Raw genomic sequence first — 21,501 nt, 5'->3', positions numbered from 1 at the left:
CCCCTGTTTGCTGCGATCCTTTATGACGGCGGGGGTTGAAGAAGATTTGAGCAAGGCGCGCGCAGGGCACGCAACACCTGCGCTAAACCTTTGACCCAACTAAAAAACGCCCGCATGACTGCGGGCGTTTTGCGTCTGATTTGATGGCCGGTGGCCCGCCTATAACATGCGCGCGCGGGGCAGCCTGTGGCGGGTCGCCGGGGTCAGGATCAGCTCCTGCACCGCCCAGACCAGGGCATCCAGCCGGTCCGGTGAGCCCTGCCCCAGATAGCCACGCGGGGTCATCTGGCAGAGCTGATCCTCCAGCGCGCCAAGCCCCGGCAGGTGGCGCACCCGGCCCTGTTCGTAAAGGGCGGCGACCGGTTCGGCCCGTGCCCCCTTGCCCCGGCTGGCGTGCAGCGCGGTAAAGGGCACCAGCGGGTCGATCTGGCGCAGCAGGCTTTCGACCAGGGCACCGCCCTGATTGACCTCCGCCACCACCCGGTCGGCGCTGTAGCGGTCGCGCGCATCAATGGCGGCCTGCGCCCAGGTCAGCGGTCCGACGCCCTGCACAGTGCAATCCGCGAGCACATAGGCGCACCAGTCCTGCGGCGGGCCTGTGAGCGTGGCACCCACCACGAGGATGCCGCAGGCGTCGGAGTGTTTGCCGGCGCTCACCGCCGGGTCGACCGCCACCACCACCCGGTCCAGTGCCGGGGCCTTTGCGATCTGCGCCGCAACCAGCCCGGCATTGGTCCAGAGCGCGCCATCGACATCCTGCAACAGGATGCCGTCCAGCTCTTGTCGGCCTAGCCGTGACCCGGCATAGCGGCTGCGCACCTCCGCGATGAAGGAGGCGGCGAGATTGGCACGGTTGGCCTCGGTCGCCGCATGGGTTTGCACGGTGGAGGGGCTGGCCAGAAGGTCGCGCAGCACGCCCACATTGCGCGGTGTGGTGGTGACGCAGACGCGCGGATCCCGCCCCAGCCGGAGCGCAAATTGCAGCATGTCCCAGCTGTCCTGCCCGCGTTTCCATTTGGCCAGCTCATCAGCCCAGGCGGCATCGAACTGCGGGCCACGCAGCGCCTCAGGGTCATGGGCCGAAAACGCCTGGGCGGTGGCGCCATTGGGCCAGATCAGCCGCCGTTCGGTGGCTTTCCACGTCGGGCGGCGGTCGCGGGGTGTGCAGGCGAGGATGCCGCTGTCGCCCTGGACCATGACGTCGCGCACCTGATCGTAGGTTTCCCCGAGGAGGGCGATGCGGCGGGCGCGACCAGCGGACAACGGTGTTGCCCCTTCGGCCAGCGTACGCACCCATTCGGCGCCGGCGCGGGTCTTGCCTGCCCCGCGTCCGCCGAGGATGACCCAGCTGCGCCAGTCCCCCGTCGGCGGCAGCTGGTGCGGCAGCGCCCAGAGATCAAAGACATAGGGCATCGCACAGAGGTCATGATCACTGAGCCGGTCCAGAAACATCTTCTGCGTCGAAACTGGCGCGCAGGCGAGCCAGCCGCTCTTCGATTTCACTGCGGGCGGCGTCGATGTCGAGCCCGGCTGCGGCCTGATGCTGTTCACTTTGTTCGACAAGGGTTTTCTCCACTTTCTGGCTGTCACGGATCAGGCTTTCCAATTTGGCGATACGCGGCGCGCTGCCGGCGTCGTCTGCATCGCAGGCAAGCCGTTCGAGCATCTGCTCGGCCTCCTGCCGGAGCCGTTCGATGGAGTTATGGAGGGAGAAAAGAAGATCGGCGGTCTTTGCCAGCCGATTTTCCGGGGTATAGGTGCTCATGGTTGGGGCCTCATAGTCATGGGACCTCCGTTCGGAAAATCGCAAGGCCGCCCCACAAGCGCGATCCATGATCGGGCGTCCTGCGGGCGGATCTGCCAATTTCCCAGCTGCCTGTGAACCCTGCCACAAACCAGCGCAAAAGTCAAAGTTGGCAACCTGAAGTATCGGACGCAAGCTGCCGGATTTGTTAAGTAAATTTCAGATTAACCTACCATAAGGTTAACGGTGCCGCACAAAAAAGAGGACGCCGAAGCGTCCCCTTTCAGATCTGATCCATGATTGGATTGCGCCTAGTTGCTGTTGCCCTGCGCTTCAATCTCGCGCCATTTGGCGACATTGCGATTGTGCTCCTCGAGCGTGACGGCAAAGGCGTGGCCACCGGTGCCATCAGCGACGAAGAACAGGTAGTCGCCCTGATCGGGGTTCACCGCCGCCTCAAGGCTGGCCATGCCGGGGTTGGCGATTGGCGTCGGCGGCAGCCCTTCGATCACATAGGTGTTCCAGGGGGTTGCCCGGCGCAGCTCGCTCTGGCGCAGACCACGCCCGAGGACACCCTCGCCCCGAGTAACACCATAGATCACCGTCGGGTCCGTTTGCAGCCGCATCCCGCGGTTCAGCCGGTTGGTGAAGACCGAGGCGACCTGCCCACGCTCCTCTGCCACGCCGGTCTCTTTTTCGATGATCGACGCGAGGATCAGCATCTCTTCGGGGCTGGTAACCGCTGCGCGGTCCGAGCGGCCCTCCCAGGCGGCGTTGATGCGCAGCTCCTGGCGCTCCTGCATCTCGGCCAGGATCTCGGCGCGGTCATCACCGGGGGAGACCTCATAGCTGTCGGGTGCCAGCATCCCCTCCGCCGGGCGCGTGCCCGGATCGCCGTCGAGGATATCCATGGCTTTCAGCGATTCGACCACCTGCCAGCTGGTCACGCCTTCGGCCAGCGCGATGCGGTAACGGGTGTCGGCATCGGCTTTCTTCTCTTCGTAGACAGCGGGCACCTCATCGACGCCGGGCACAAATTCCGCACGCTCGACAAAGCGGTTGGTGGCCGGGTCCAGCTCGCGCACCTCGGCCAGCACGCGGGTCACGCCCACGCGGTAGACGATTTCGGTGCCACAGCTGCTGGCGCCGCCGCGGGTGATCTGATCGACGATCTCGGCCATCGAGGCCCCTGCGGGCACCAGATAGCTGCCGGCCTTCAGCGCATCGGTTTTCTCGGCGTAGCGCACACCAACCCGGAACAGCGGGCCGGAGTTGATCGCGCCCTGGCTCTCCAGATCACGGCTGACCCGAGACATCGTGCTGCCGGACGGCACCCGCAGGCAGATCGCGCTGTCCAGCGGACCTTCGGAGGTATATTGCGACTGCCCCCAGAGGATGACGCCGCCCAGAAGGAACAGCATCACCACCAGGACCGTCAGCATGTTTGAGGCGAGGTTGCGCCACATCACTCAGGCTTTCCGAACAGGACCGACGCATTGGTGCCGCCAAAGCCAAAGGAATTGGACAGCGCCACCTTGATCTCGCGCTCGCGTTTCTGGTTCGGGGCCAGATCGACAGCGGTTTCAACGGCCGGGTTGTCCAGGTTGATGGTGGGCGGTGCCACCTGATCGCGGATCGCCAGGATCGAGAAGATCGCCTCAATCGCGCCAGCCGCACCCAGGAGGTGGCCGGTGGCGGATTTGGTCGAGGACATGGTGACCTTGCCCGCCGCATCCCCCATCATCCGCTCAACCGCGCCCAGTTCGATGGTATCGGCCATGGTCGAGGTGCCATGGGCATTGATATAGTCGATGTCCTTCGGCTCAAGCCCCGCATTGGCCAGCGCCGCGCGCATCGAGCGTTCGCCGCCTTCGCCGTCCTCGGAGGGAGCGGTGATGTGGTAGGCATCGCCGGAGAGACCATACCCCAGCACCTCGGCATAGATCTTGGCGCCACGGGCCTTGGCGTGGTCGTAATCTTCCAGCACCACGATGCCGGCGCCCTCACCCATCACGAAACCGTCGCGGTCGGCGTCATAGGGGCGCGAGGCGGCCTTTGGGTCATCGGCGCGTTTGGTGGACAGCGCCTTGCAGGCGTTGAAGCCGGCAATGCCGATTTCGCAGATCGCCGCCTCGGCGCCGCCTGCGATCATCACGTCGGCGTCGCCGGATTTGATCAGACGGGCCGCATCGCCGATGGCATGGGCACCGGTCGAACAGGCGGTCACAACAGAGTGGTTCGGCCCCTTGAAGCCAAAACGGATCGAGACCTGACCGGAGATCAGGTTGATCAGCGCGCCGGGGATAAAGAAGGGCGACACCCGGCGGGGGCCTTTTTCCTTGATCATCACGGCGGTGTCGGCGATCGAGCTGAGGCCACCGATGCCGGAGCCGATCATCACGCCGGTGCGCAGGCGGCTCTGCTCGTCCTCGGGTGTCCAGCCGGCGTCACGCACGGCCATATCAGCCGCGGCAATGCCATAGAGGATGAAATCATCAATCTTCTTCTGGTCTTTTTTGACAACCCAATCATCGGGGTTGAAGGTCCCATCGCTGCCGTCGCCACGCGGAACTTCGCAGGCGTAGGTGGTGGCGACACCGCTTTCTACCGCATCAAAATGCGTGATCGGACCCGCCCCGGACTGACCGTCCAGCAACCGCGACCAGGTCTCTTCGACGCCGCTTGCCAGCGGTGTGACCAGGCCCAGTCCGGTAACTACTACTCGACGCATTTCTTGCACTCCTCTGCCTCGGCAATTTGACTCCAAATAGCTTGGATTGGCGCAGAGGTGCAAGAGCCGGTGGTCTCCGGTTGTTTTGCGATAATTTAATGACAGCCTTAGATTGCGGTTAACTTGGATAATGTACCTTTTGGTTGTTCTTTGGTTTCGTAGTCGCGACAGTACCGATATGGCGCGCCTGCGAACCACTATGCGGCGCCCAACAGACGGGGCGCAGGATCCAAGGTCAGCGGCTGTGGGGCAAGATGTGAATGGTGCACATAGAGTTCTTGTTTGGACGCCCTGCGTCACCTGATCCTGATCTACGAAGGGTTCGGCGGATGGCACACCGCCGCCCTTCGCGCATGTGGGGGCTGGGCGTATTTGCGCTGCTGTTGCTGGTCAGCCTGCTGCTTGGCGCTGAACCGCTGGCCGCCCGCGAATGCCGTGTCTTCAACAAACTGATGACGCTGACGCTCGCCGGTGAAGATTTTCTCGACTACCTGCGCACCGGCAGCAATTCGCCCGCCGTGCAGGAGATGGAACGGTTGCTGGCAAAGACATCGAAGACCGAGCTGCATCTCGCGATGCAGAGAGAAAAGATGGACGATCTGCTGAAGGCGACCCATAACCTGATTGCCCAGCACCGCAGCCTGCTGCGGGTCCTGGCGCTGAAGGACCGGCGCCATGCGGAACGGGCCTCTGTCAAACTCTTTGCCAGTGAAACTCTGGCGGCCTATCGCCGGGAGCTGGCGCGTATGCCCTGCTCTCGTGCAGGCAGTAGCGGGCAGGATGGCGGCGGCCTTGGCGCCTTGCCCGCGCTGGGACAGATTTCCAGCACCACCGCGGCGGCCGGTTCACTGGGTCTGGTGGCGCTTGGAGCGCTGTGTTTTGTGCTGTTTGAACGGCGCATGACAACGCTGAGGCGGCGCCGCAAGCGCCATACCTGCAACCTGGACTGCACCCTTGTGCACAACAATGATAACGGGGTTGCGGCGACCCTGCTGGACATCAGTCAGGAGGGGGCGAAGGTCAAATCCGCAGCGCGCCTCGGCGCCGGGGATATCATCGTGCTGGACCTGCCCGGCGATGCGCCGCAGATAAATCTTCACGGTCGGGTGCAATGGTGCAATGCCAACTATTTTGGCCTGCAGTTCAAGGAGCGTCTCTCACGCGATATGGTGAAGGCTCTGGCGGGTTTTCGCAGGGCGCCCAGAAAATCCAAACGGGAGTTCGGGCGCGACGGGACGCCTGCCGAGCTTGAACCACATGGCGCGGTGTCTGGCTGACGGATCGGCGTGGCCGGAGCGACACTCTGCGGCGTGGTCCTTCGTCGTGATGATGTCACAAGGGGGTCGGCCTGTCTTGGGCTCGGCTGCTATCACGGGTCCCCGGTCGCGGCGGACCAGCAAAGATCGCGCGGCAAAGATCGCGCGGGCGGGCGGCGGACGGGCGTCCGGCTGGCGTCTGGCTGGCGTCTGGCTGGCGTCTGGCTGGCGTCTGGCTGGCGTCTGGCGGGCCATGATCGCGGCCATGATCGCGAATATGCAGACAGATCCCACCTGCGATGCCTTGCGGAGCCGACCTCGCGAACCGGTGGCACCCCTGTGGTAGTGGGATGGTGGCGGTTGGTGCCGGATGGTGGCAGATGCGGACCATTGGGGCAGGACGTGCTTCGCTCCGCAATCAGTCGGCGAAGCAGTCAGAGCTTTCGCCGGTATAGATCATGCAGGAAGCGCGCGCGCCGGTTTGGTCAATTTCAGGCAGAGACCACAGCTCCGGCCCGCTTATGTCGCGATCAGCGGTGCATCGGCGGCGTCGAGAGGTCGGTTCGACAATTCCGGTCCATTGGCAGCGATTTCGACCGGATCCTGTATAGACAGCGCCGCACCAGCTCAGCCGCGCCGGTCATGCGCCCGGTGCTGCAAACCCACGTCGGCCTGCCCGCTCCCCAAGGCAGCCAACACACGCAGGCTGCGCTGAAATAACAGGGCTGCGCAGTCCTGACGACACCGCAGCCCATTGGTTGATGCGGCAGCAGTGCCGCCCGAGACGTGCCGCCGACCTAGCGGAATTCGGCAACCGGCTCACGCGTGGGGCGGGCCGCCTCCAGCGCCTCCGCCACGGTCAGGGTCTTGCGGAACAGCGCCCGCCCGACCAATGCGCCGGAGATCGAACCAATGTATTTCAGCCGCGCCACGTCATCGGCGGTGCGGACCACACCGCTGGCGATCACCGGCGTACGCGCTTTCTCCGCCAGCCCTGCGATCAGCCCCAGCTGCGCCTCGACATCGGTCATATCGCTTTCGATATCGGTGATGATGATGCCCGCAAAGGGACAATCGGCAAAGGCGTCGATAAAGGCTTCGGGCGTGAACGAGCCGGCCTGACGCCAGCCGTCGGTCATCACCTGCCCCTGCCAGACATCCACCGCCAGCACGATCTGATCGGGGTGAAGACGGGTCAGCGTGCGCACCAGTTCGGGGTCGCGGGCGGCAAGCGTGCCGACCACCACACGGCCGGCGCCCTTGTCGATCCAATGCTCAATATGCTCGCGCGAGCGCATACCGCCGCCCAGCTGAACCGGGATACCGGCGGTGCGGATGATTTCCTCCACCAGCTCGGCATTGCGGTTGTCGCCTTCGATGGCATCAAAATCGGTCAGATGCATCCATTCGGCACCATCGGCGGCAAAGCCGCAGGCGGTGGCAACCGGGTCTACGTGCCAGATCATGGCGGTGTCGAGCCGCCCCTTGTCCAGCGTCACGCAGCGGCCGTCCTTCAGTTCCATCGTGGGGTAGATCATCATCGCAATGCCCTCCTGTCGTCGGCAGTTTCGCCAAGGCTAGCACGGAGACCGATCACCCCTAAGGAGAAAACCCGACCTCGCGGAGGTCGGAAACGTCCAGAAACGAAAAACGGCGCCTTCCTGCCCGGAAAGCGCCGTCTGTGATCGTCACCGATTGGGTGGGATCAGGAAGCTTCGCTGATGAACTTCACCGCATCGCCAAAGGTCTGGATGGTCTCGGCCGCGTCATCGGGGATCTCGATGCCGAACTCTTCTTCGAAGGCCATAACCAGCTCAACGGTGTCCAGGCTGTCTGCGCCCAGATCATCGATGAACGACGCGTTCTCGGTCACTTTGTCTTCTTCAACACCCAGGTGTTCCACAACGATCTTTTTTACGCGGTCTGCGACGTCGCTCATGTCAATTCCTCATCTTTTCAGGCATTCGCCCGGTTGTCAGGCATTCGCCCGGTTCTGCCCTTGCCCGCTCGGGGCGGCGTGGTTGTGCCCGATGCGGGCGGTCGTGTCCCGCATAGCGGAACCGCCCCTGCCGGTCCGGCATGGACCCGCAGATGGCGAATATGCGCCGCCTATAACACAGACCGACGCAGAGGCAAACGGTTTCGCAGCATCACTGCACCCGCCTGCCCGGAGCCTGTCGCCTGAGGCTCAGGCAACAGGGTGAGCATTTGGCCACAGCCGCAGCCACATGCAAGGCTTGTGGTGCATATTTTTACGCAACCCATCACCGCCGCAGGTCATTTTCCGTTATTTTGCAGCGACTTTCAGCTGGTCATCCATCCTGAGGATGGCCGTATTTCGCCCCGGATAACCGGGCCAGCTGCGGGGCGGGATCGCAAAACCCCGCGACCAATCTTGTGCGATGCCGCGCTGGCGGCACCGAAAATCCCCCCCGGCCTGAGGCATAGAGGCCACATCTGACGCGGCGGCCGGAACGCAGAACCCGCCACCGGAAGGACCGGCGGCGGGACCAGGTGACTCGGCGTCACCGCAAAGCTTAACCGGGGTCTCAGCGGCCCCGGTTGCAGCCCGGATCGCGCCCCGGGATCACAGCATGGCCATGCCGCCGTTCACATGCAGGGTGGTGCCGGTGACATAGCCTGCCTCGGCGCTGGCCAGATACAAAACGGCGGAGGCGATTTCCTCCGGGGTGCCCATCCGACCGCTGGGGATCTGGGTCAGGATCGTGTCTTTCTGGGCGTCGTTCAGCTTGTCTGTCATGGCCGTGGCGATAAAGCCGGGAGCCACGGCATTGACCGTAATGCCGCGGTTGGCGACCTCATAGGCCAGCGATTTGGACATGCCGACCATACCGGCCTTAGCGGCGGCGTAATTGCCCTGACCGGGGTTGCCGGTGGCCCCCACGATGGACGAGATATTGATGATCCGGCCCCAGCGCGCCTTCATCATGCCGCGCAGAACACCCCGGCACAGGCGCATGGTCGAGGTAAGGTTCACCTCCAGCACGCTGGCCCATTCCTCATCCTTCATCCGCATGAACAGATTGTCGCGGGTGATGCCGGCGTTGTTGACCAGAATATCCACCGAGCCCATCGCCGCGATCGCCTGTTTCGGCAGCGCCTCGACCGCCTCTGCATCGGAGAGGTTGCAGGGCAGCACATGGGCGCGCTCGCCAAGTTCCGCCGCCAGTTCCTGCAGCGGGGCCTCGCGGGTGCCGGAGAGGCCCACGGTGGCGCCAGCGGCGTGCAGGGCGCGGGCGATATCGCCGCCAATGCCACCAGATGCCCCGGTGATGAGGGCGGTTTTTCCAGTCAGATCAAACATATGATTTCCTTTGTCTCATCCCCGGCCCGCGGTCCGCCGTTTTCTTTGGAAGACAACGGGCCGGAATATTAATGAAATTTCCGCGTTCAGCCCGCGGTGATGGCTGCCACGTCCTCGGCGGTGCCGATCTGACGGCAGGCCAGGTTGCGGTCGATTTTGCGGATCATGCCGGAGAGCGCCTTGCCCGCGCCGATTTCCCAGAATTCGGTCACGCCTTTGGCGGCCATGGTCTGCACGCTTTCGCGCCAGCGCACAGAGCCGGTCACCTGCTCGACCAGAAGCTGGCGGATTTCAGCCGGATCGGTGACCGCATCGGCGCGGACGTTGGCGATCAGCGGAACCGCAGGAGAGGTGATCTCGACCCCGGCCAGTGCCTCGGCCATGACATCGGCGGCAGGCTGCATCAGGGCGCAGTGGAAGGGCGCGCTGACCGGCAGCATCACGGCGCGTTTGGCGCCTTTTTCCTTGGCGATTTCAGCGGCGCGTTCAACGGCGGCCTTGGCGCCGGAGACCACGACCTGAGTGGGGTCGTTGTCATTGGCGGCCTGACAGACCTCGCCTTGTGCGGCGGCGTCTGCAACGGCGCGCACCGCCTCGAGGTCGAGCCCCAGAATGGCGGCCATCGCGCCCTCGCCGACCGGCACGGCGCTTTGCATCGCCTTGCCGCGAATGCGCAGCAGGCGCGCGGTGTCGGCGACGGAAATCGCCCCGGCTGCGGCCAGTGCGGAATATTCGCCAAGGCTGTGACCGGCGACAAACGCCGCCTTGTCGATGCTGACACCCTCAGCCTCCAGCGCACGCATGGCGGCGAGCGAGGTCGCCATCAGCGCCGGCTGGGCGTTCTGCGTGAGGGTCAGGGTTTCGATGTCGCCCTCCCAGATCAGCTGGCTCAGCGCCTCTCCCAGTGCGGCGTCCACCTCGTCAAAGACCGCTTTGGCTGCCGGATAGGCCTCGGCCAGGGCTTTGCCCATACCGATCGTCTGCGCGCCCTGCCCTGGAAACACGAATGCAATTGTCATCTGAGACCTCATCTTGTCTGCATATCTGCGTTGCATCGGGTTTAGACGCAGGTGACGCTGCGTACAAGCATAGCCTTCGCGCGGGCGCACCGGTGCTGTGCATCAGCTGACAGAGATGCGTGTTGTGTCAAACCGCTGAAGGGATAGGGTATTCCTGTCGCCCCCTATGAGAAGGTCTCATCGCCCGTGTCCTCCCCTGCCCGCGCCCCCGCGTTTCGCCAGAATACCGCCCGCCACTATGGCAGCGTTGCCAAAGGTTTTCACTGGCTGACAGCCCTATTGATGCTGGCGGTGTTCCCGCTTGGTTATTTTGCCAATGATCTGGCGCACCATATTCAAAGCCCGGAGTTTGACGGCGCACAGGCCACGCTGACCCGCGCGGCGCTGCTGTTTTCACTGCACAAGACCCTGGGGTTGGCGTTGTTCCTGACCGCGCTGCTGCGCATTCTCTGGGCGCTGAGCCAGCCCAAGCCGGTGCCGCTGCACCCGGAGCGGCGGGCCGAGACGCTGCTGGCGGAGGTGGTGCACTGGCTGCTTTACGGGGCGCTGGTGGCGGCCCCCCTGACCGGCTGGATCCATCACGCCGCAACCACGGGATTTGCGCCGATCTGGTGGCCCTTTGGTCAGAACCTGCCGTTTGTGGCGAAATCGGAGGCGGTGGCGGCGGTGTTTGGCGGGCTGCACTGGCTGTTTGTCTGGACCCTTGCGGTGGCTTTGGGGCTGCATATTGCCGGGGCCCTGAAACATGAGGTGATCGACCGCGACGCCACCCTGCGCCGGATGCTGCCAGGACGCGCGCCGGAGGTGACGGTGCCAGAGCAGATCCCCCATGGGGCGGCGCCGGTGCTGGTGGCGCTGGCGATCTGGCTACTGGTGCTGGCCGGCGGCGGCGCCTTCGGCCTTTATGCGCCGCACAGCCATGGCGCGCCGGGCGCCACCGCACATGAGGCTGGATCCGAGGCCACAGATGGCGGCGATCCTGCCGCAACGATGGCGTCTGACACGGCCGGCAACTGGCGGGTCGAGGATGGCACATTGGCGCTCACCATCGTGCAGATGGGCAGCGAGGTGCGCGGCCAGTTCGACCGCTGGCAGGCAGTGATTGATTTCGAGGACCCTGCCGCCCCCGGCCCCGCCGGCGCGGTCACCGTCACCGTGGCGATCCCCTCGCTGAAGCTCGGATCTGTCACCGATCAGGCGATGGGGCCGGATTACTTTGACAGTTCCACCTATCCCACCGCAGAGTTCCGCGCCGAGATCGAGAAGCTGGCAGATGGATATATCGCTGAGGGCACCCTGCGGATCCGCGATCAGGAGGTGCCGCTGCGCCTGCCCTTCACGCTGGATCTGAACGGTGACACCGCCACAATGTCCGGCAGTGCCGAAGTGAACCGGCTGGATTTCAACATCGGCCAGGGCGTGCAGGACGAAAGCTCGCTTGCCTATGCGGTGACCATCGCTGTCGACCTGACCGCCAGTCGCGCCGCCCCCTGACGGATGTGGGCACAGATCAGGGGGGGGGGTGGCCGCCGCGTGCCCCCATGGGGACATATAGTCCCGCAGGTTCTGGCCCACTTAAGGTATTGTGCCGCGCGGCAGCACCGGTGATGCTGCGAAGATGGCCACCGAAATCGAGTTCTCTTTTGCGGCACTGAACCCGTCAGCACGACGGCACATTCGCGTGTTTCAGATACACCAGTTCCTTGACCGTTTTGCGATGGGGCTGACGGTTGCCGTGGTTGCTCTGGCCTTGACCGACCGGGGCATGGACCTGTTGCAGATCTCGTTTCTCTTCGGGGTCTACGCGCTCAAGACGATGGCGATGGAGCTGCCGTTTGGTGGCCTTGCCGACAGCATCGGGCGCAGGCCGGTCTTCTTGACGGCGGTTGTCGCCAGCCTGATCTCGCTCGTGCTTTTTCTCTCTACGAGCGATTTTTATGTTCTGGCGCTGTCGTTTGCATTCATCGGCTTTGGCCGCGCGCTTCGGTCGGGCACGCTGGATGCCTGGTTTGTTGAAACCTTCAAAGCCGCAGCCCCCAATGTCGATGTCCAGCCCGCACTGGCCAAAGCGCAATGGGCCAATGCCGTAGGTTTGGCGATTGGCGCCATTCTGGGAGGTCTTCTGCCCGATCTCTGCGGCGAGGTCGCAAAACGCCTTGGGTTCAGCATTTATGATGTGTCCTACCTTGCGAGCGTCGTCGTGATGTCGGGCGTGTTTGTTTTCACGGTACTGGCCATTGTCGAAACACCGCGCCCGATGAGCGCCACGGCTCTCAAGCACGGCTTTGCGAATGTACCGATGGTGATCGGGGACGCGAGCCGTCTGGCCCTCAGACATCCGGCTCTGTCGATCCTTCTGGCAGCGCTGGCGTTCTTTTTGATGGCGACCAACCCTGTTGAGGTGATCTGGCCGACCCATGCAAAGCCGATGCTGGACGAGCGCTATGCAAACACCGTCATCGGTATCGTCACTGCCAGCTATTTCTTCGCCATCGCTTTCGGCGCGTCCCTGTCCGTGCCCATCAGCCGGATTTTCAAACGGCGGCACGCCATGACGCTGGCGGCGGGTTTTGCCTGTCTGGCAGGGGTTCAGATCGCATTGGCGCTGCAAGGCAGCATCGTCGGCTTTGTGACGGTGTTTGTCCTCTATTCCGTGTTTCTGGGGGTCTGCGAAACCCCGGCCAGCAGCATCCTGCATCGCTGCGTTGGCGACGGTCAACGCTCGACCATGCTGTCTTTGCGGTCGCTGATCCAACAGTTGGGGGCCGCATCGGGCCTGATTCTGGCCGGAGCTGTCGCCGATATCTACTCGACACCGGTCGCCTGGATCGTCGGTGCGGTGTTTCTGGTGATTGCGATGATGCTGATCTTGGTGTTGGTCAGACGGCTGGCGGCAATCGCCGAATAGCTGACGGGTGCGCGCTCACTCGTACAGGGACGCACTTACAGGGACAAAAAAACCGCCACCCGGCAAGGGGCGGCGGTTCTGGATCGGTGGGTGGCGGGGGTGACCCCTCCGCCGTGCGGTCTGGTTATTCGGCCTTCATCGCCTCGACCGAGATCTTCACCTCGACCTCGTCGCTGACGAAGGGGGCGAATTTGCCCAGCTCGTAGTCCGAGCGCAGCAGGGTTGTGGTCGCGTCGAAACCGGCCCAAGGCTTGCCCGCCATCGGGTGTTCGCCGACCTGGTTCAGCTTGGCATCCAGAACCACGGATTTGGTGACGCCGTTCAGGGTCAGGTCGCCGGTGATTTCTGCGGTATTCTCGCCGGTGACCTTGATGCCGGTGGATTTGAAGCTGATCATCTCCGCATCATCGGCGCCAAAGAAATCCTTTGACATGAAATGGTCAAAGCGCGCTTCCCAGCCAGTCAGCATGGATTGCGCAGGCATCGACACCGAGACGCTGGAGGCTTCGGGATTTTCCTGATCAAAGGCGATTTCACCCTCAAACCCCGAGAACATGCCGTAGGTGGTCGAGAAACCAAGGTGATTGTAGCTGAACACCACCTGGCTGTGGCTCGAATCCAGCTTGTAGGCTTCAGGGGCGGCAAAGGCGGTGGTGGCGGCGGCCCCCATCAGGGCGGCGGCAAAGAGAGTGGTTTTCATAATCTTGGCTCCGTTGGACCGTGTGACTTCGTTTCCCAGTTGAAGACTTTGTCATCAGAAAGGAAAGCCCGCAAAAGCCAACACTATCTGTGTTCAGATGAACAACCCAAGCCGCATTGACGCACAGAGGCCGGTTCTCGCGCAGTTGTGATGTCGGCAGGCGGTGGCGGCGGGCCAAGGCGTTCGGCCAGAGATCTGGAGCGCCTAGCTGAAGATCGGCAGGGCGCCGCTCAGCTGATCGCGCAGCCGCAGGCGGGTTTCGGTGCTGTCGATCGGCAGCTCCATCAGCACTGCGCCGTCGATATCCAGAACCGAGATGGCATGGGCGGAGAGGCGCACGCCGCCAAGGCTGCCATAGCTGCGCCGCAGGACAATCCGCGGTGCGCCGCGCCGTGTCTTGCGCAGGATCCTCAGCTCGCGCCGGATCGGGTCGAAACAGGCCTCCGGCTGGCTGTCGGGGTGGTGCGAGGTCAGCAGGATCAGGCCGACAAACAGAAAGGCCACGGAAATCCCGATCCGGATCAGCGACATCTGCGGATCGAAGCCTGCGTCAGGCAGCAGCCAGAGGCCGGTGGCACCCATCACCATACCGCCCCCAAGAATGCGCAGCAGCAGCGAGCGGACCGGCCAGTTGGCCTGCATCTGAAGGTTCATTGGTGCCGACCGGGCCAGATGGGCCAGCCGTCTGGCGGCAGGAGACTGAGAGGACGCGCGCCGCATGACCTTGCCAAATCGACCCGGCTGCATGGGCTGAAAACCGATCTCGGATGGTTCGAGGAGGCTCATCTCTGGTCCCTTTCACTCTTAACGCGGTCTGTCTGTCCTGCCTTGCCTGTGACGCCTGCTGCGCCTGTTGGTCTGTGACTGGCGGGATGGTTAACATTTGATTAACCAAGGTTGACGCCAGCATTGGGGCTGAAATGGGGCGGAGTTGCGGTAAATACGGGCCGTGCTCCGCCGTGATTGGCAGCCCCTTCGTCAACGGGCCTCAATAGGGCATATGCAGATGCAGCCGCCCTGCCCCCGGTTCCGTCTTGACCCCTCCGGGCTAGCGCGCGGGGTCTGATCGGGCCGCTGGCGAAAGAGGTTCGCCCTGTCGGATCCGTGGCCCATTCTCAGCTTTGCATAATTTTGCTAAAATTTGGTTCACAGGCTATGGATCAAACCCCAGCGACCACAGGCAACGTGGGTGCAGAGGGGCATCTGGAGGAGCACAGGGGCACGCGGCGGGAAACGGGCCTTGCCCTTTTGGTCTGAGCCTGTATATGGGGGCTTCCTTCCGCGACATTTTCGATCCGCGCAGACTCTCGTGACAGGGCAGCGGAAGGGACAACCGCCCCGTCTATGAAATGCGCCTAGACAAAAACTGGAGTTCACATGCCACTCTACGAGCATGTCATGATTGCGCGTCAGGACCTGTCCAACTCGCAAGCTGAAGGCCTCATCGAACATTTCGGTGCTGTTCTGTCCGACAACGGCGGTAAGCTGGTCGACAGCGAGTACTGGGGCGTCAAGACGATGGCCTATAAGATCAACAAAAATCGTAAGGGCCACTACTCCTTCCTGAAGACCGATGCTTCGGCAGCGGCGATCCAGGAAATGGAGCGTCTGATGCGCCTGCATGATGACGTGATGCGCGTTCTGACCATCAAGGTTGACGCACATGAAGACGGCCCCTCGGTTCAGATGCAGAAGCGCGATGAGCGCGACACGCGTCGTGAGCGCCGCTGATCAACGCTTGAGAAAAGGACGCTAAACCATGGCAGCCAAACCGTTTTTCCGTCGTCGTAAAGTATGCCCGTTCTCGGGCGACAATGCGCCGAAAATCGACTACAAAGACACCCGTCTTCTGCAGCGCTACATTTCCGAACGTGGTAAGATCGTGCCGTCGCGCATCACCGCCGTTTCGGCAAAGAAGCAGCGTGAACTGGCCCGTGCTATCAAGCGCGCCCGCTTCCTCGCCCTGCTGCCCTACGCCGTGAAGTAAGGAGATAAGCACATGCAAGTTATCCTTCTGGAACGTGTGGCCAAACTGGGCCAAATGGGCGAAGTCGTGGACGTAAAGCCCGGCTATGCTCGCAACTTCCTGCTGCCGCAAGGCAAGGCGCTGACCGCGTCGCAGAACAACATCGCTCGTTTTGAGGAACAGAAAGCGCAGTTCGAAGCGCGCAATCTGGAAACCAAGAAAGAAGCGGAAGCTCTGGCAGAGAAGCTGGACGGTCAGCAGTTCATCGTGATTCGCTCCGCGTCTGACGCTGGCGCCCTCTACGGCTCCGTCACCCCCCGTGACGCCGCAGAAGCCGCCACCGCAGAAGGTTTCTCGGTCGACAAGAAGCAGGTTGCCCTGCTTTCGCCGATCAAGGAACTGGGTCTGCACAGCGTTGTTGTGAAGCTGCACCCTGAAGTCGAAGTTCAGATCAAACTGAACGTTGCGCGTTCGGTCGAAGAAGCTGAGCTGCAAGCCTCGGGCAAATCGATTCAAGAGCTGGCCGCTGAAGAAGAAGCCGCTGCTGAATTCGAAATCTCCGAACTGTTCGACGATATCGGCTCTGCCGCATCCGACGACGACGATGCAGCCCCGGCCGCAGACGACGAAGAGACCAACGCCTGATCGGCATTGGATCTATCCGAGATCGAGAGAGGCCGCCCCGGATCGGGGCGGCCTTTTTCATATCTGCGGCGGCCGCAGCTGGATTGCGCTGCTGACAGATCAAAATCGCCTCAAACTCTCCGCAGAAACTGCGGCGCGGGTAACCTCGTCTTTGCCGGTTTCTGCAAGCCTAGATCCCGCCCTGAGCGATCGCTCCGGGAGCGCGTGTTTGTGCGCACGTGTGGTTGTGACTGTCGTGCCAGGCCTGCGTCTGGCGTCTGGGGGTAAGCATGGAAGAGGATCTGATCCGGGAAGAAACGGCGCTGCGGCGACGCCTGCTGCTGCGGCTCTTGCGCAACTTCAGCTTTGAAAACCCGAAATACAGGGGCGAACCGATCAGCAATCTGGTGCCGCCGGAGCTGATCACCGCCGAGCTGACCCGGCACAACCCTGACCGGGTGATCCAACCCTGAACCATGCGGGCGTTGCAGACGGGGCCACGAAGGCTCGGCCCCCGCAGCCCCTTTGCATGGGCGTCCCAATCGGGCCGCAGGCACGGGAGCCGTGTTGGGACAGGGCAAGGCCCGGTTCATGCGCGCGTGGATCATGCGGCAGTCGATCAGCGCCGACAAATTCTTAGCCGTTAAAATTTGATCCATCAGCGCCCGCCCTGGCCGGCGCACCCTGACCGGTCATGCGGATCGCCGCGCCGGGGGTCCAATCCCGGCTGATGGCCCGGGATTGCGGGCGATCATCGGACAGCCTGCCACGGTCGGGGGATATCCGCCGATGGGTTCCCGCGCCATTTGCCCAAGCCGCAGGCGCGCCCTAATCTGCCGCCGATCCGGCGTATTCGGGGTTTAGACAGGCAGTATCCATGATTGATCGCAGAACGGCTCTGGCCATTATTCTCAGCCCGCTGGCCCTTGCCGCCTGTGGCGAGGCACCCGCCGCAACCGAGCGCGCCGCAACGCCGCCGCTCTATCCCAACGAGACGCCGGAGCTTCGCCGCAAGATCAATTTCTGGGCCGACCACTATGAGGTGCCGCGCCCGCTGGTCCACCGCCTTGCCATCCGCGAGAGCACCCATCGGCCCTGGGCGGTCAACCGGCCCTACTACGGGCTGTTGCAGATCCTGCCGGCCACTGCCCGCTCCATGGGGTTTCGCGGCAAGCCGAAGGATCTGCTGGATGCCGATACCAACCTGAAATATGCGGTGAAATATCTGCGCGGGGCCTGGCTCCTCTCCGATGGCAGCTACGATCAGGCGGTAAAACACTATTCGCGCGGCTACTACTATGCCGCAAAACGGCGGGGCATGTTGCGCGAAACCGGGCTGCGCCCCTGATCAGACCGCTTGAAAACCACGATATCACAAAGAGTTATGATATCTTACGCGGCAGCTTGCCACTCTGATTGTTAGCGCAAAACTGTCACGTGACCGAAGGCGTTTTTCTGCTAGCATGGATGTCTGTAATAAAAAGACGTCGGAGTGAAAAATGCCTATTCAACTAGATCGCCGGTCCTTTCTGGCCGGCAGTGCCGGTCTGATCGCGCTGCATCCGTTTTCGGTTCAGGCGGCCTCCAATCAGGTGCATCTGCGCCTGATGGAGACCACCGACCTGCATGTGCATGTGTTTCCCTATGATTATTACGCCGACAAGCCGCGCGACACTGTCGGGCTGGCGCGCACGGCCTCGCTGATCGGCGATATTCGCGCCGAGGCGACCAATTCGCTGCTGCTGGACAATGGCGACTTCCTGCAGGGCAATCCGATGGGCGATTACATCGCCTATGAGCGCGGCATGAAGGAAGGCGACACCCATCCGGTCATCCAAGCAATGAACGCCGTGGGCTTTGACGGCTCGACGCTGGGCAATCATGAGTTCAACTACGGGCTGGATTTCCTGATGAAATCCCTTGCCGGGGCCGAGTTCCCGGTGGTCTGCGCCAATGTCGCCACATCCACCGGTGCCGGCCCGCGTGACGACAAGACCCTGCTGCCGCCCTATGTGATCCTGGAGCGCGAGCTGACCGATGGCGCGGGCAATCGTCATCCCATCAAGATCGGGCTGATCGGCTTCGTGCCGCCGCAGGTGATGAACTGGGACCGTCGCCATCTGGAAGGCAATGTGCAGGCCCGCGACATTCTGCAATCCGCCCGCGCCTATGTGCCGGAGATGAAGGAAAAAGGCGCCGACATCATTATCGCCCTGTCACATTCCGGGATCGGCAGCGCCGATGAGACCGACGGGATGGAGAATGCCTCGGTGCCGCTGGCGGCCGTCGAGGGCATCGACGCCATCATGACCGGCCATTCGCATCTGGTCTTCCCCTCCTCCACCTATGCGGATTTTGCCGGGGTGGATGTCGACAAGGGCACCATCCACGGAACCCCCGCCACAATGGGCGGTTTCTGGGGCAGCCATATGGGTCTGATCGACCTGATGCTGGAGCGGGACGGCAGCGGCTGGCGCGTGGTGGGCCATGCCTCGGAGGCGCGCCCGATTTCGCGGCGCGAAGAGGACCGGTCGATCACCGCCCTGGTCGAAAGTGCCCCTGCGGTGCTGGCAGCTGCGCAGAAAGAACATGATGAGACGCTGCAATATGTCCGCCGCGCGGTCGGCAAGACCGATGCACCGCTGCACAGCTATTTTGCACTGGTCGCCGATGATCCCTCGGTGCAGATCGTGTCGATTGCGCAGACCTGGTATATCGAACAGATGCTGAAGGGCACCGAGCATGAAGGACTGCCGATCCTGTCAGCTGCGGCCCCGTTCAAGGCCGGCGGTCGCGGTGGTGCGGAGTATTACACTGATGTGCCAAAAGGCGATGTGGCGATCAAGAATGTCGCCGACCTCTACCTCTACCCCAACACCGCCCGTGCGGTGCGGGTGACCGGCGCGCAGGTTAAGGACTGGCTGGAACGCTCTGCCGGCATGTTCAACCAGATTACCCCCGGCGAGGCCGATCAGGTGCTGCTCAATCCCGCCTTCCCGAGCTACAACTTTGACGTGATCGACGGGGTGACCTATCAGATCGACCTGTCGCAGCCCTCGAAGTTCGGACCGAAGGGGGAGCTGGAGAATCCCGACGCCAACCGCATCGTCAATCTGGAGTTCAACGGCGCGCCAATCGATCCCGCACAGGAGTTCATTATCGCCACCAACAACTATCGTGCTGGCGGTGGCGGAGCCTTCCCCGGCGCCATGGGGGATACCATCGTGTTCGAGGGACCGGACACCAACCGCGATGTGATCGTGCGCTATATCGTCGAGAAGGGCACCATCAGCCCGCGCGCCGATGCCAACTGGCGCTTTGCCCCGCTGGCGGACACCTCGGTGCTGTTTGACACCGGCCCCAAGGCGGCAGCCTATGTGGATAGTGTCGAAAGCATTGCAATTGAACCTGCGGGTGAAGGGCCGGATGGCTTTGCACGCTACAGAATTGCGCTGTGAACAAACTGTTTCCGATTTGTGCAAAATGAAATGATTCTCGCCGCCCGGCCAAACTTGGTCGGGCGGCATATTTAGGCGCACACGCCCCGCTTGCACACAAGTTATTGAGGGGCGCCCTAAAGGTTAATTTTTACAAATTTCGAGCAAATTTGCGCTCTCCTTACTGCTTTTTAGGCATTTGTTTGCCAAATTTCCGCCCCCTTCTTGCGGCAGAGTTTTCCGACATGCGAGGTGTCGATCAGCGCTGCACAACAGCGACCCGCATCAAGACGGTTGATGAGCAAGAGGAGCAGTTCCGATGCCAAACGGCAGTTTCAACGATTTTCGAAATGCGCTTCTGGCGTTTGAATCGGGCTGGGACCGGGACCGCTACAATGCGGGGCAGATCAGCGACGCGCAGCTGACGCAATGGGTCGGCGCGCCGGTCAGCAGCTTCTATCCCGGCCTCAGCAGCTGGGGCCAGCTGAGCGACACCCAATGGCGGGACATGGCCTATCACTCCACCAATTCGCTGGGCTTTGTCGGCTATCAGTTCGGCGAGGCGCTGCTGATTGACCTCGGTTATTATCAGGACGACGTTTACTACCTGGGCGGTGATACCATCAACCGCTGGGATGGCACCTGGACCGGGAAAAATGGCGTCAACAGCCTGGATGATTTCAAATCCCACGCCGCACAGGACACCGCCATCAATGAGGCGTTTGGCTATAACTTCGAGATGCTGAGCTACTATCTCGGTCGGCAGGGGCGCAGCATCAGCGATTTTGTCGGCGAAACCGTGACCTATCGCGATGTCAATGGCGCCATGGTGGATGTTACCCTCTCGCTGACCGGGCTGATGGCTGCGGCGCATCTGCGAGGTGCTTCGGGGCTGGCGACGCTCTTGCTGAGCGATACCGCCTCGACCGATGAATACGGCACCTCGATCCTGAAATACGTGAAAGATTTCGGCGGTTACGACAGCCCCACGGCCGACGCGCTGATTGCCTTCTGGCAGGATCGCAAGGCAGGCGGCACCGCACCGCTGGACATGGGCGAGCCGCAGCCAAGCGAGCCCGTCCTGGTTGGTGAGACCCTGCTGGGCACCGTCAGCCGGGACATTCTGGATGGAACCGATGCAAATGACCTGCTGTCAGGGCGCGGCGGCAACGACCGGCTTGCAGGCCGTGCGGGTGATGATGATCTACGCGGTGGCGGCGGGCGCGACCGGCTGATTGGCCAGGGCGGCGATGACAAACTCAACGGTTCGCACGGGGCCGACACGATCCGCGCCGGTGCGGGCAATGACACATTGATCGGCGGCAATGGCAATGACCTGCTGTTTGGTCAGGGTGGTAACGACCTGATGATCGGGGGCGATGGGGCCGACACATTTGCCTTCGGCAGCAACCACGGGCGCGCCCGTATCCGCGATTTTGAACTGGGCATGGACAAGATCGACATCCTCAGCGGCGCACAGAACATCAATCAGCTCGATTTTACGACCAGAGGTGATCACGTCGTGATGTCTTTTGACAATGTTGTGGTCACGGTTGAAAATATCACCGTCGAGGAACTCGCCAGTTCCGATAACTTTCTGTTCTGAGCGGGCACCACCGCAAGACCATCGGGTGATCTGGCAACCGAGAGGTCAAACAACCGAGTGATCAGACAACCGCCCTGGAGTTCGCCTCCACGGCGGTTTTCTTATGCCTTAGACCGCTCCTACTCCGCCCCGCGCTCACCGCCAAACAAAAAGGCCGCCCCCTTAAGGGACGGCCTTGCGCGTTG

General features: G+C 62.6%; 20 protein-coding genes. 10 read left to right on the top strand and 10 right to left on the bottom strand.

Annotation, left to right across the window (positions count from 1 at the left end):
* Positions 1-159: 159 nt before the first annotated feature.
* The 4 genes from VWZ81_RS04620 to fabF form a co-directional block, all read right to left on the bottom strand.
* Positions 160-1,452, bottom strand: coding sequence for a DNA-packaging protein (locus VWZ81_RS04620; protein WP_416542190.1), 1,293 nt, complete (start codon positions 1,450-1,452; stop codon positions 160-162).
* Entirely contained in the window at positions 1,430-1,765 is a 336-nt protein-coding gene (locus tag VWZ81_RS04615; protein ID WP_416542189.1) for a recombinase, read from the bottom strand. The genes VWZ81_RS04620 and VWZ81_RS04615 overlap by 23 nt, the downstream gene beginning before the upstream one ends.
* Positions 1,766-2,055: 290 nt before the next feature.
* A complete protein-coding gene (gene mltG / locus VWZ81_RS04610; protein WP_340546325.1) occupies positions 2,056-3,210 on the bottom strand; it encodes an endolytic transglycosylase MltG in 1,155 nt (384 codons plus the stop codon).
* Positions 3,210-4,475, bottom strand: a complete 1,266-nt coding sequence (gene fabF, locus VWZ81_RS04605; RefSeq protein ID WP_340545795.1) for a beta-ketoacyl-ACP synthase II — start codon at positions 4,473-4,475, stop codon at positions 3,210-3,212. The genes mltG and fabF overlap by 1 nt, the downstream gene beginning before the upstream one ends.
* 329 nt (positions 4,476-4,804) lie before the next feature.
* Here fabF and VWZ81_RS04600 point away from each other — a divergent pair, with 329 nt between their 5' ends.
* Entirely contained in the window at positions 4,805-5,752 is a 948-nt protein-coding gene (locus VWZ81_RS04600; RefSeq protein ID WP_416538899.1) for a PilZ domain-containing protein, read from the top strand.
* A 776-nt stretch (positions 5,753-6,528) separates the two neighbouring features.
* Here the strand turns inward: VWZ81_RS04600 and VWZ81_RS04595 are convergent.
* The 4 genes from VWZ81_RS04595 to fabD form a co-directional block, all read right to left on the bottom strand.
* Positions 6,529-7,272 carry a 1-(5-phosphoribosyl)-5-[(5-phosphoribosylamino)methylideneamino] imidazole-4-carboxamide isomerase gene (locus VWZ81_RS04595; protein WP_340545797.1) on the bottom strand — a complete coding sequence of 248 codons (744 nt, stop codon included), beginning with the start codon at positions 7,270-7,272 and terminating at the stop codon, positions 6,529-6,531.
* Between the two features lie 164 nt (positions 7,273-7,436).
* A complete protein-coding gene (locus VWZ81_RS04590; protein WP_005982462.1) occupies positions 7,437-7,670 on the bottom strand; it encodes an acyl carrier protein in 234 nt (77 codons plus the stop codon).
* Positions 7,671-8,318: 648 nt separating this feature from the next.
* Positions 8,319-9,056, bottom strand: coding sequence for a 3-oxoacyl-[acyl-carrier-protein] reductase (gene fabG / locus VWZ81_RS04585; protein WP_416542188.1), 738 nt, complete (start codon positions 9,054-9,056; stop codon positions 8,319-8,321).
* Positions 9,057-9,142: 86 nt separating this feature from the next.
* The gene (gene fabD, locus VWZ81_RS04580; protein ID WP_416542187.1) at positions 9,143-10,075 is read right to left on the bottom strand and encodes an ACP S-malonyltransferase; all 933 of its coding nucleotides are present in this window, start codon (positions 10,073-10,075) and stop codon (positions 9,143-9,145) included.
* Positions 10,076-10,261: 186 nt separating this feature from the next.
* On the opposite strand from fabD, the gene VWZ81_RS04575 reads away from it, so the two are divergent.
* A complete protein-coding gene (locus VWZ81_RS04575) occupies positions 10,262-11,569 on the top strand; it encodes a cytochrome b/b6 domain-containing protein (RefSeq protein ID WP_416542186.1) in 1,308 nt (435 codons plus the stop codon).
* 124 nt (positions 11,570-11,693) lie between these two features.
* Complete coding sequence (locus tag VWZ81_RS04570; protein WP_416542185.1) at positions 11,694-12,983, top strand: MFS transporter; 1,290 nt, start codon at positions 11,694-11,696, stop codon at positions 12,981-12,983.
* Positions 12,984-13,107: 124 nt separating this feature from the next.
* Here the strand turns inward: VWZ81_RS04570 and VWZ81_RS04565 are convergent, their stop codons facing one another.
* Together VWZ81_RS04565 and VWZ81_RS04560 are read right to left on the bottom strand one after the other, a co-directional pair.
* Positions 13,108-13,683 (bottom strand): YceI family protein, encoded by a 576-nt coding sequence (locus VWZ81_RS04565; RefSeq protein ID WP_416538903.1) that lies wholly within the window; start codon positions 13,681-13,683, stop codon positions 13,108-13,110.
* 204 nt (positions 13,684-13,887) lie between these two features.
* Positions 13,888-14,469: a hypothetical protein gene (locus VWZ81_RS04560; RefSeq protein WP_416542184.1), complete on the bottom strand. Its 582-nt coding sequence runs from the start codon at positions 14,467-14,469 to the stop codon at positions 13,888-13,890.
* A gap of 591 nt (positions 14,470-15,060) precedes the next feature.
* Between VWZ81_RS04560 and rpsF the strand changes: the two genes are divergently transcribed.
* The 7 genes from rpsF (at position 15,061) to VWZ81_RS04525 (ending at position 21,316) form a co-directional block, all read left to right on the top strand.
* Positions 15,061-15,414, top strand: a complete 354-nt coding sequence (gene rpsF, locus VWZ81_RS04555; protein WP_340545804.1) for a 30S ribosomal protein S6 — start codon at positions 15,061-15,063, stop codon at positions 15,412-15,414.
* Positions 15,415-15,442: 28 nt separating this feature from the next.
* A complete protein-coding gene (gene rpsR, locus VWZ81_RS04550) occupies positions 15,443-15,670 on the top strand; it encodes a 30S ribosomal protein S18 (protein ID WP_005982441.1) in 228 nt (75 codons plus the stop codon).
* A gap of 12 nt (positions 15,671-15,682) precedes the next feature.
* Positions 15,683-16,294, top strand: coding sequence for a 50S ribosomal protein L9 (gene rplI / locus VWZ81_RS04545; protein WP_340545805.1), 612 nt, complete (start codon positions 15,683-15,685; stop codon positions 16,292-16,294).
* A gap of 269 nt (positions 16,295-16,563) precedes the next feature.
* Positions 16,564-16,746, top strand: coding sequence for a peptidyl-tRNA hydrolase (locus VWZ81_RS04540; protein WP_340545806.1), 183 nt, complete (start codon positions 16,564-16,566; stop codon positions 16,744-16,746).
* A gap of 404 nt (positions 16,747-17,150) precedes the next feature.
* Positions 17,151-17,621 carry a lytic transglycosylase domain-containing protein gene (locus tag VWZ81_RS04535; protein WP_340545807.1) on the top strand — a complete coding sequence of 157 codons (471 nt, stop codon included), beginning with the start codon at positions 17,151-17,153 and terminating at the stop codon, positions 17,619-17,621.
* A gap of 151 nt (positions 17,622-17,772) precedes the next feature.
* Positions 17,773-19,731, top strand: a complete 1,959-nt coding sequence (locus VWZ81_RS04530; RefSeq protein ID WP_340545808.1) for a bifunctional 2',3'-cyclic-nucleotide 2'-phosphodiesterase/3'-nucleotidase — start codon at positions 17,773-17,775, stop codon at positions 19,729-19,731.
* A 298-nt stretch (positions 19,732-20,029) separates the two neighbouring features.
* Positions 20,030-21,316, top strand: coding sequence for a calcium-binding protein (locus VWZ81_RS04525; RefSeq protein ID WP_416542183.1), 1,287 nt, complete (start codon positions 20,030-20,032; stop codon positions 21,314-21,316).
* The last annotated feature ends 185 nt before the right edge of the window (positions 21,317-21,501 follow it).

This window comes from Phaeobacter sp. JH20_34 (assembly GCF_048056095.1).
In the GTDB taxonomy this organism is placed as follows: Bacteria; Pseudomonadota; Alphaproteobacteria; order Rhodobacterales; family Rhodobacteraceae; genus Phaeobacter; species Phaeobacter bryozoorum.
The sequence above is the reverse complement of the archived record's forward strand: the minus strand, read 5'-3'. Positions and strand labels throughout refer to the sequence as shown.

Bases quoted from the DNA above. Each gene is read 5' to 3' on its own strand.
- VWZ81_RS04620 (WP_416542190.1), bottom strand. From the start codon at position 1,452: ATGTTTCTGGACCGGCTCAGTGATCATGACCTCTGTGCGATGCCCTAT.
- VWZ81_RS04615 (WP_416542189.1), bottom strand. From the start codon at position 1,765: ATGAGCACCTATACCCCGGAAAATCGGCTGGCAAAGACCGCCGATCTT.
- mltG (WP_340546325.1), bottom strand. From the start codon at position 3,210: ATGTGGCGCAACCTCGCCTCAAACATGCTGACGGTCCTGGTGGTGATG.
- fabF (WP_340545795.1), bottom strand. From the start codon at position 4,475: ATGCGTCGAGTAGTAGTTACCGGACTGGGCCTGGTCACACCGCTGGCA.
- VWZ81_RS04600 (WP_416538899.1), top strand. From the start codon at position 4,805: ATGGCACACCGCCGCCCTTCGCGCATGTGGGGGCTGGGCGTATTTGCG.
- VWZ81_RS04595 (WP_340545797.1), bottom strand. From the start codon at position 7,272: ATGATGATCTACCCCACGATGGAACTGAAGGACGGCCGCTGCGTGACG.
- VWZ81_RS04590 (WP_005982462.1), bottom strand. From the start codon at position 7,670: ATGAGCGACGTCGCAGACCGCGTAAAAAAGATCGTTGTGGAACACCTG.
- fabG (WP_416542188.1), bottom strand. From the start codon at position 9,056: ATGTTTGATCTGACTGGAAAAACCGCCCTCATCACCGGGGCATCTGGT.
- fabD (WP_416542187.1), bottom strand. From the start codon at position 10,075: ATGACAATTGCATTCGTGTTTCCAGGGCAGGGCGCGCAGACGATCGGT.
- VWZ81_RS04570 (WP_416542185.1), top strand. From the start codon at position 11,694: ATGGCCACCGAAATCGAGTTCTCTTTTGCGGCACTGAACCCGTCAGCA.
- VWZ81_RS04565 (WP_416538903.1), bottom strand. From the start codon at position 13,683: ATGAAAACCACTCTCTTTGCCGCCGCCCTGATGGGGGCCGCCGCCACC.
- VWZ81_RS04560 (WP_416542184.1), bottom strand. From the start codon at position 14,469: ATGAGCCTCCTCGAACCATCCGAGATCGGTTTTCAGCCCATGCAGCCG.
- rpsF (WP_340545804.1), top strand. From the start codon at position 15,061: ATGCCACTCTACGAGCATGTCATGATTGCGCGTCAGGACCTGTCCAAC.
- rpsR (WP_005982441.1), top strand. From the start codon at position 15,443: ATGGCAGCCAAACCGTTTTTCCGTCGTCGTAAAGTATGCCCGTTCTCG.
- rplI (WP_340545805.1), top strand. From the start codon at position 15,683: ATGCAAGTTATCCTTCTGGAACGTGTGGCCAAACTGGGCCAAATGGGC.
- VWZ81_RS04540 (WP_340545806.1), top strand. From the start codon at position 16,564: ATGGAAGAGGATCTGATCCGGGAAGAAACGGCGCTGCGGCGACGCCTG.
- VWZ81_RS04535 (WP_340545807.1), top strand. From the start codon at position 17,151: ATGATTGATCGCAGAACGGCTCTGGCCATTATTCTCAGCCCGCTGGCC.
- VWZ81_RS04530 (WP_340545808.1), top strand. From the start codon at position 17,773: ATGCCTATTCAACTAGATCGCCGGTCCTTTCTGGCCGGCAGTGCCGGT.
- VWZ81_RS04525 (WP_416542183.1), top strand. From the start codon at position 20,030: ATGCCAAACGGCAGTTTCAACGATTTTCGAAATGCGCTTCTGGCGTTT.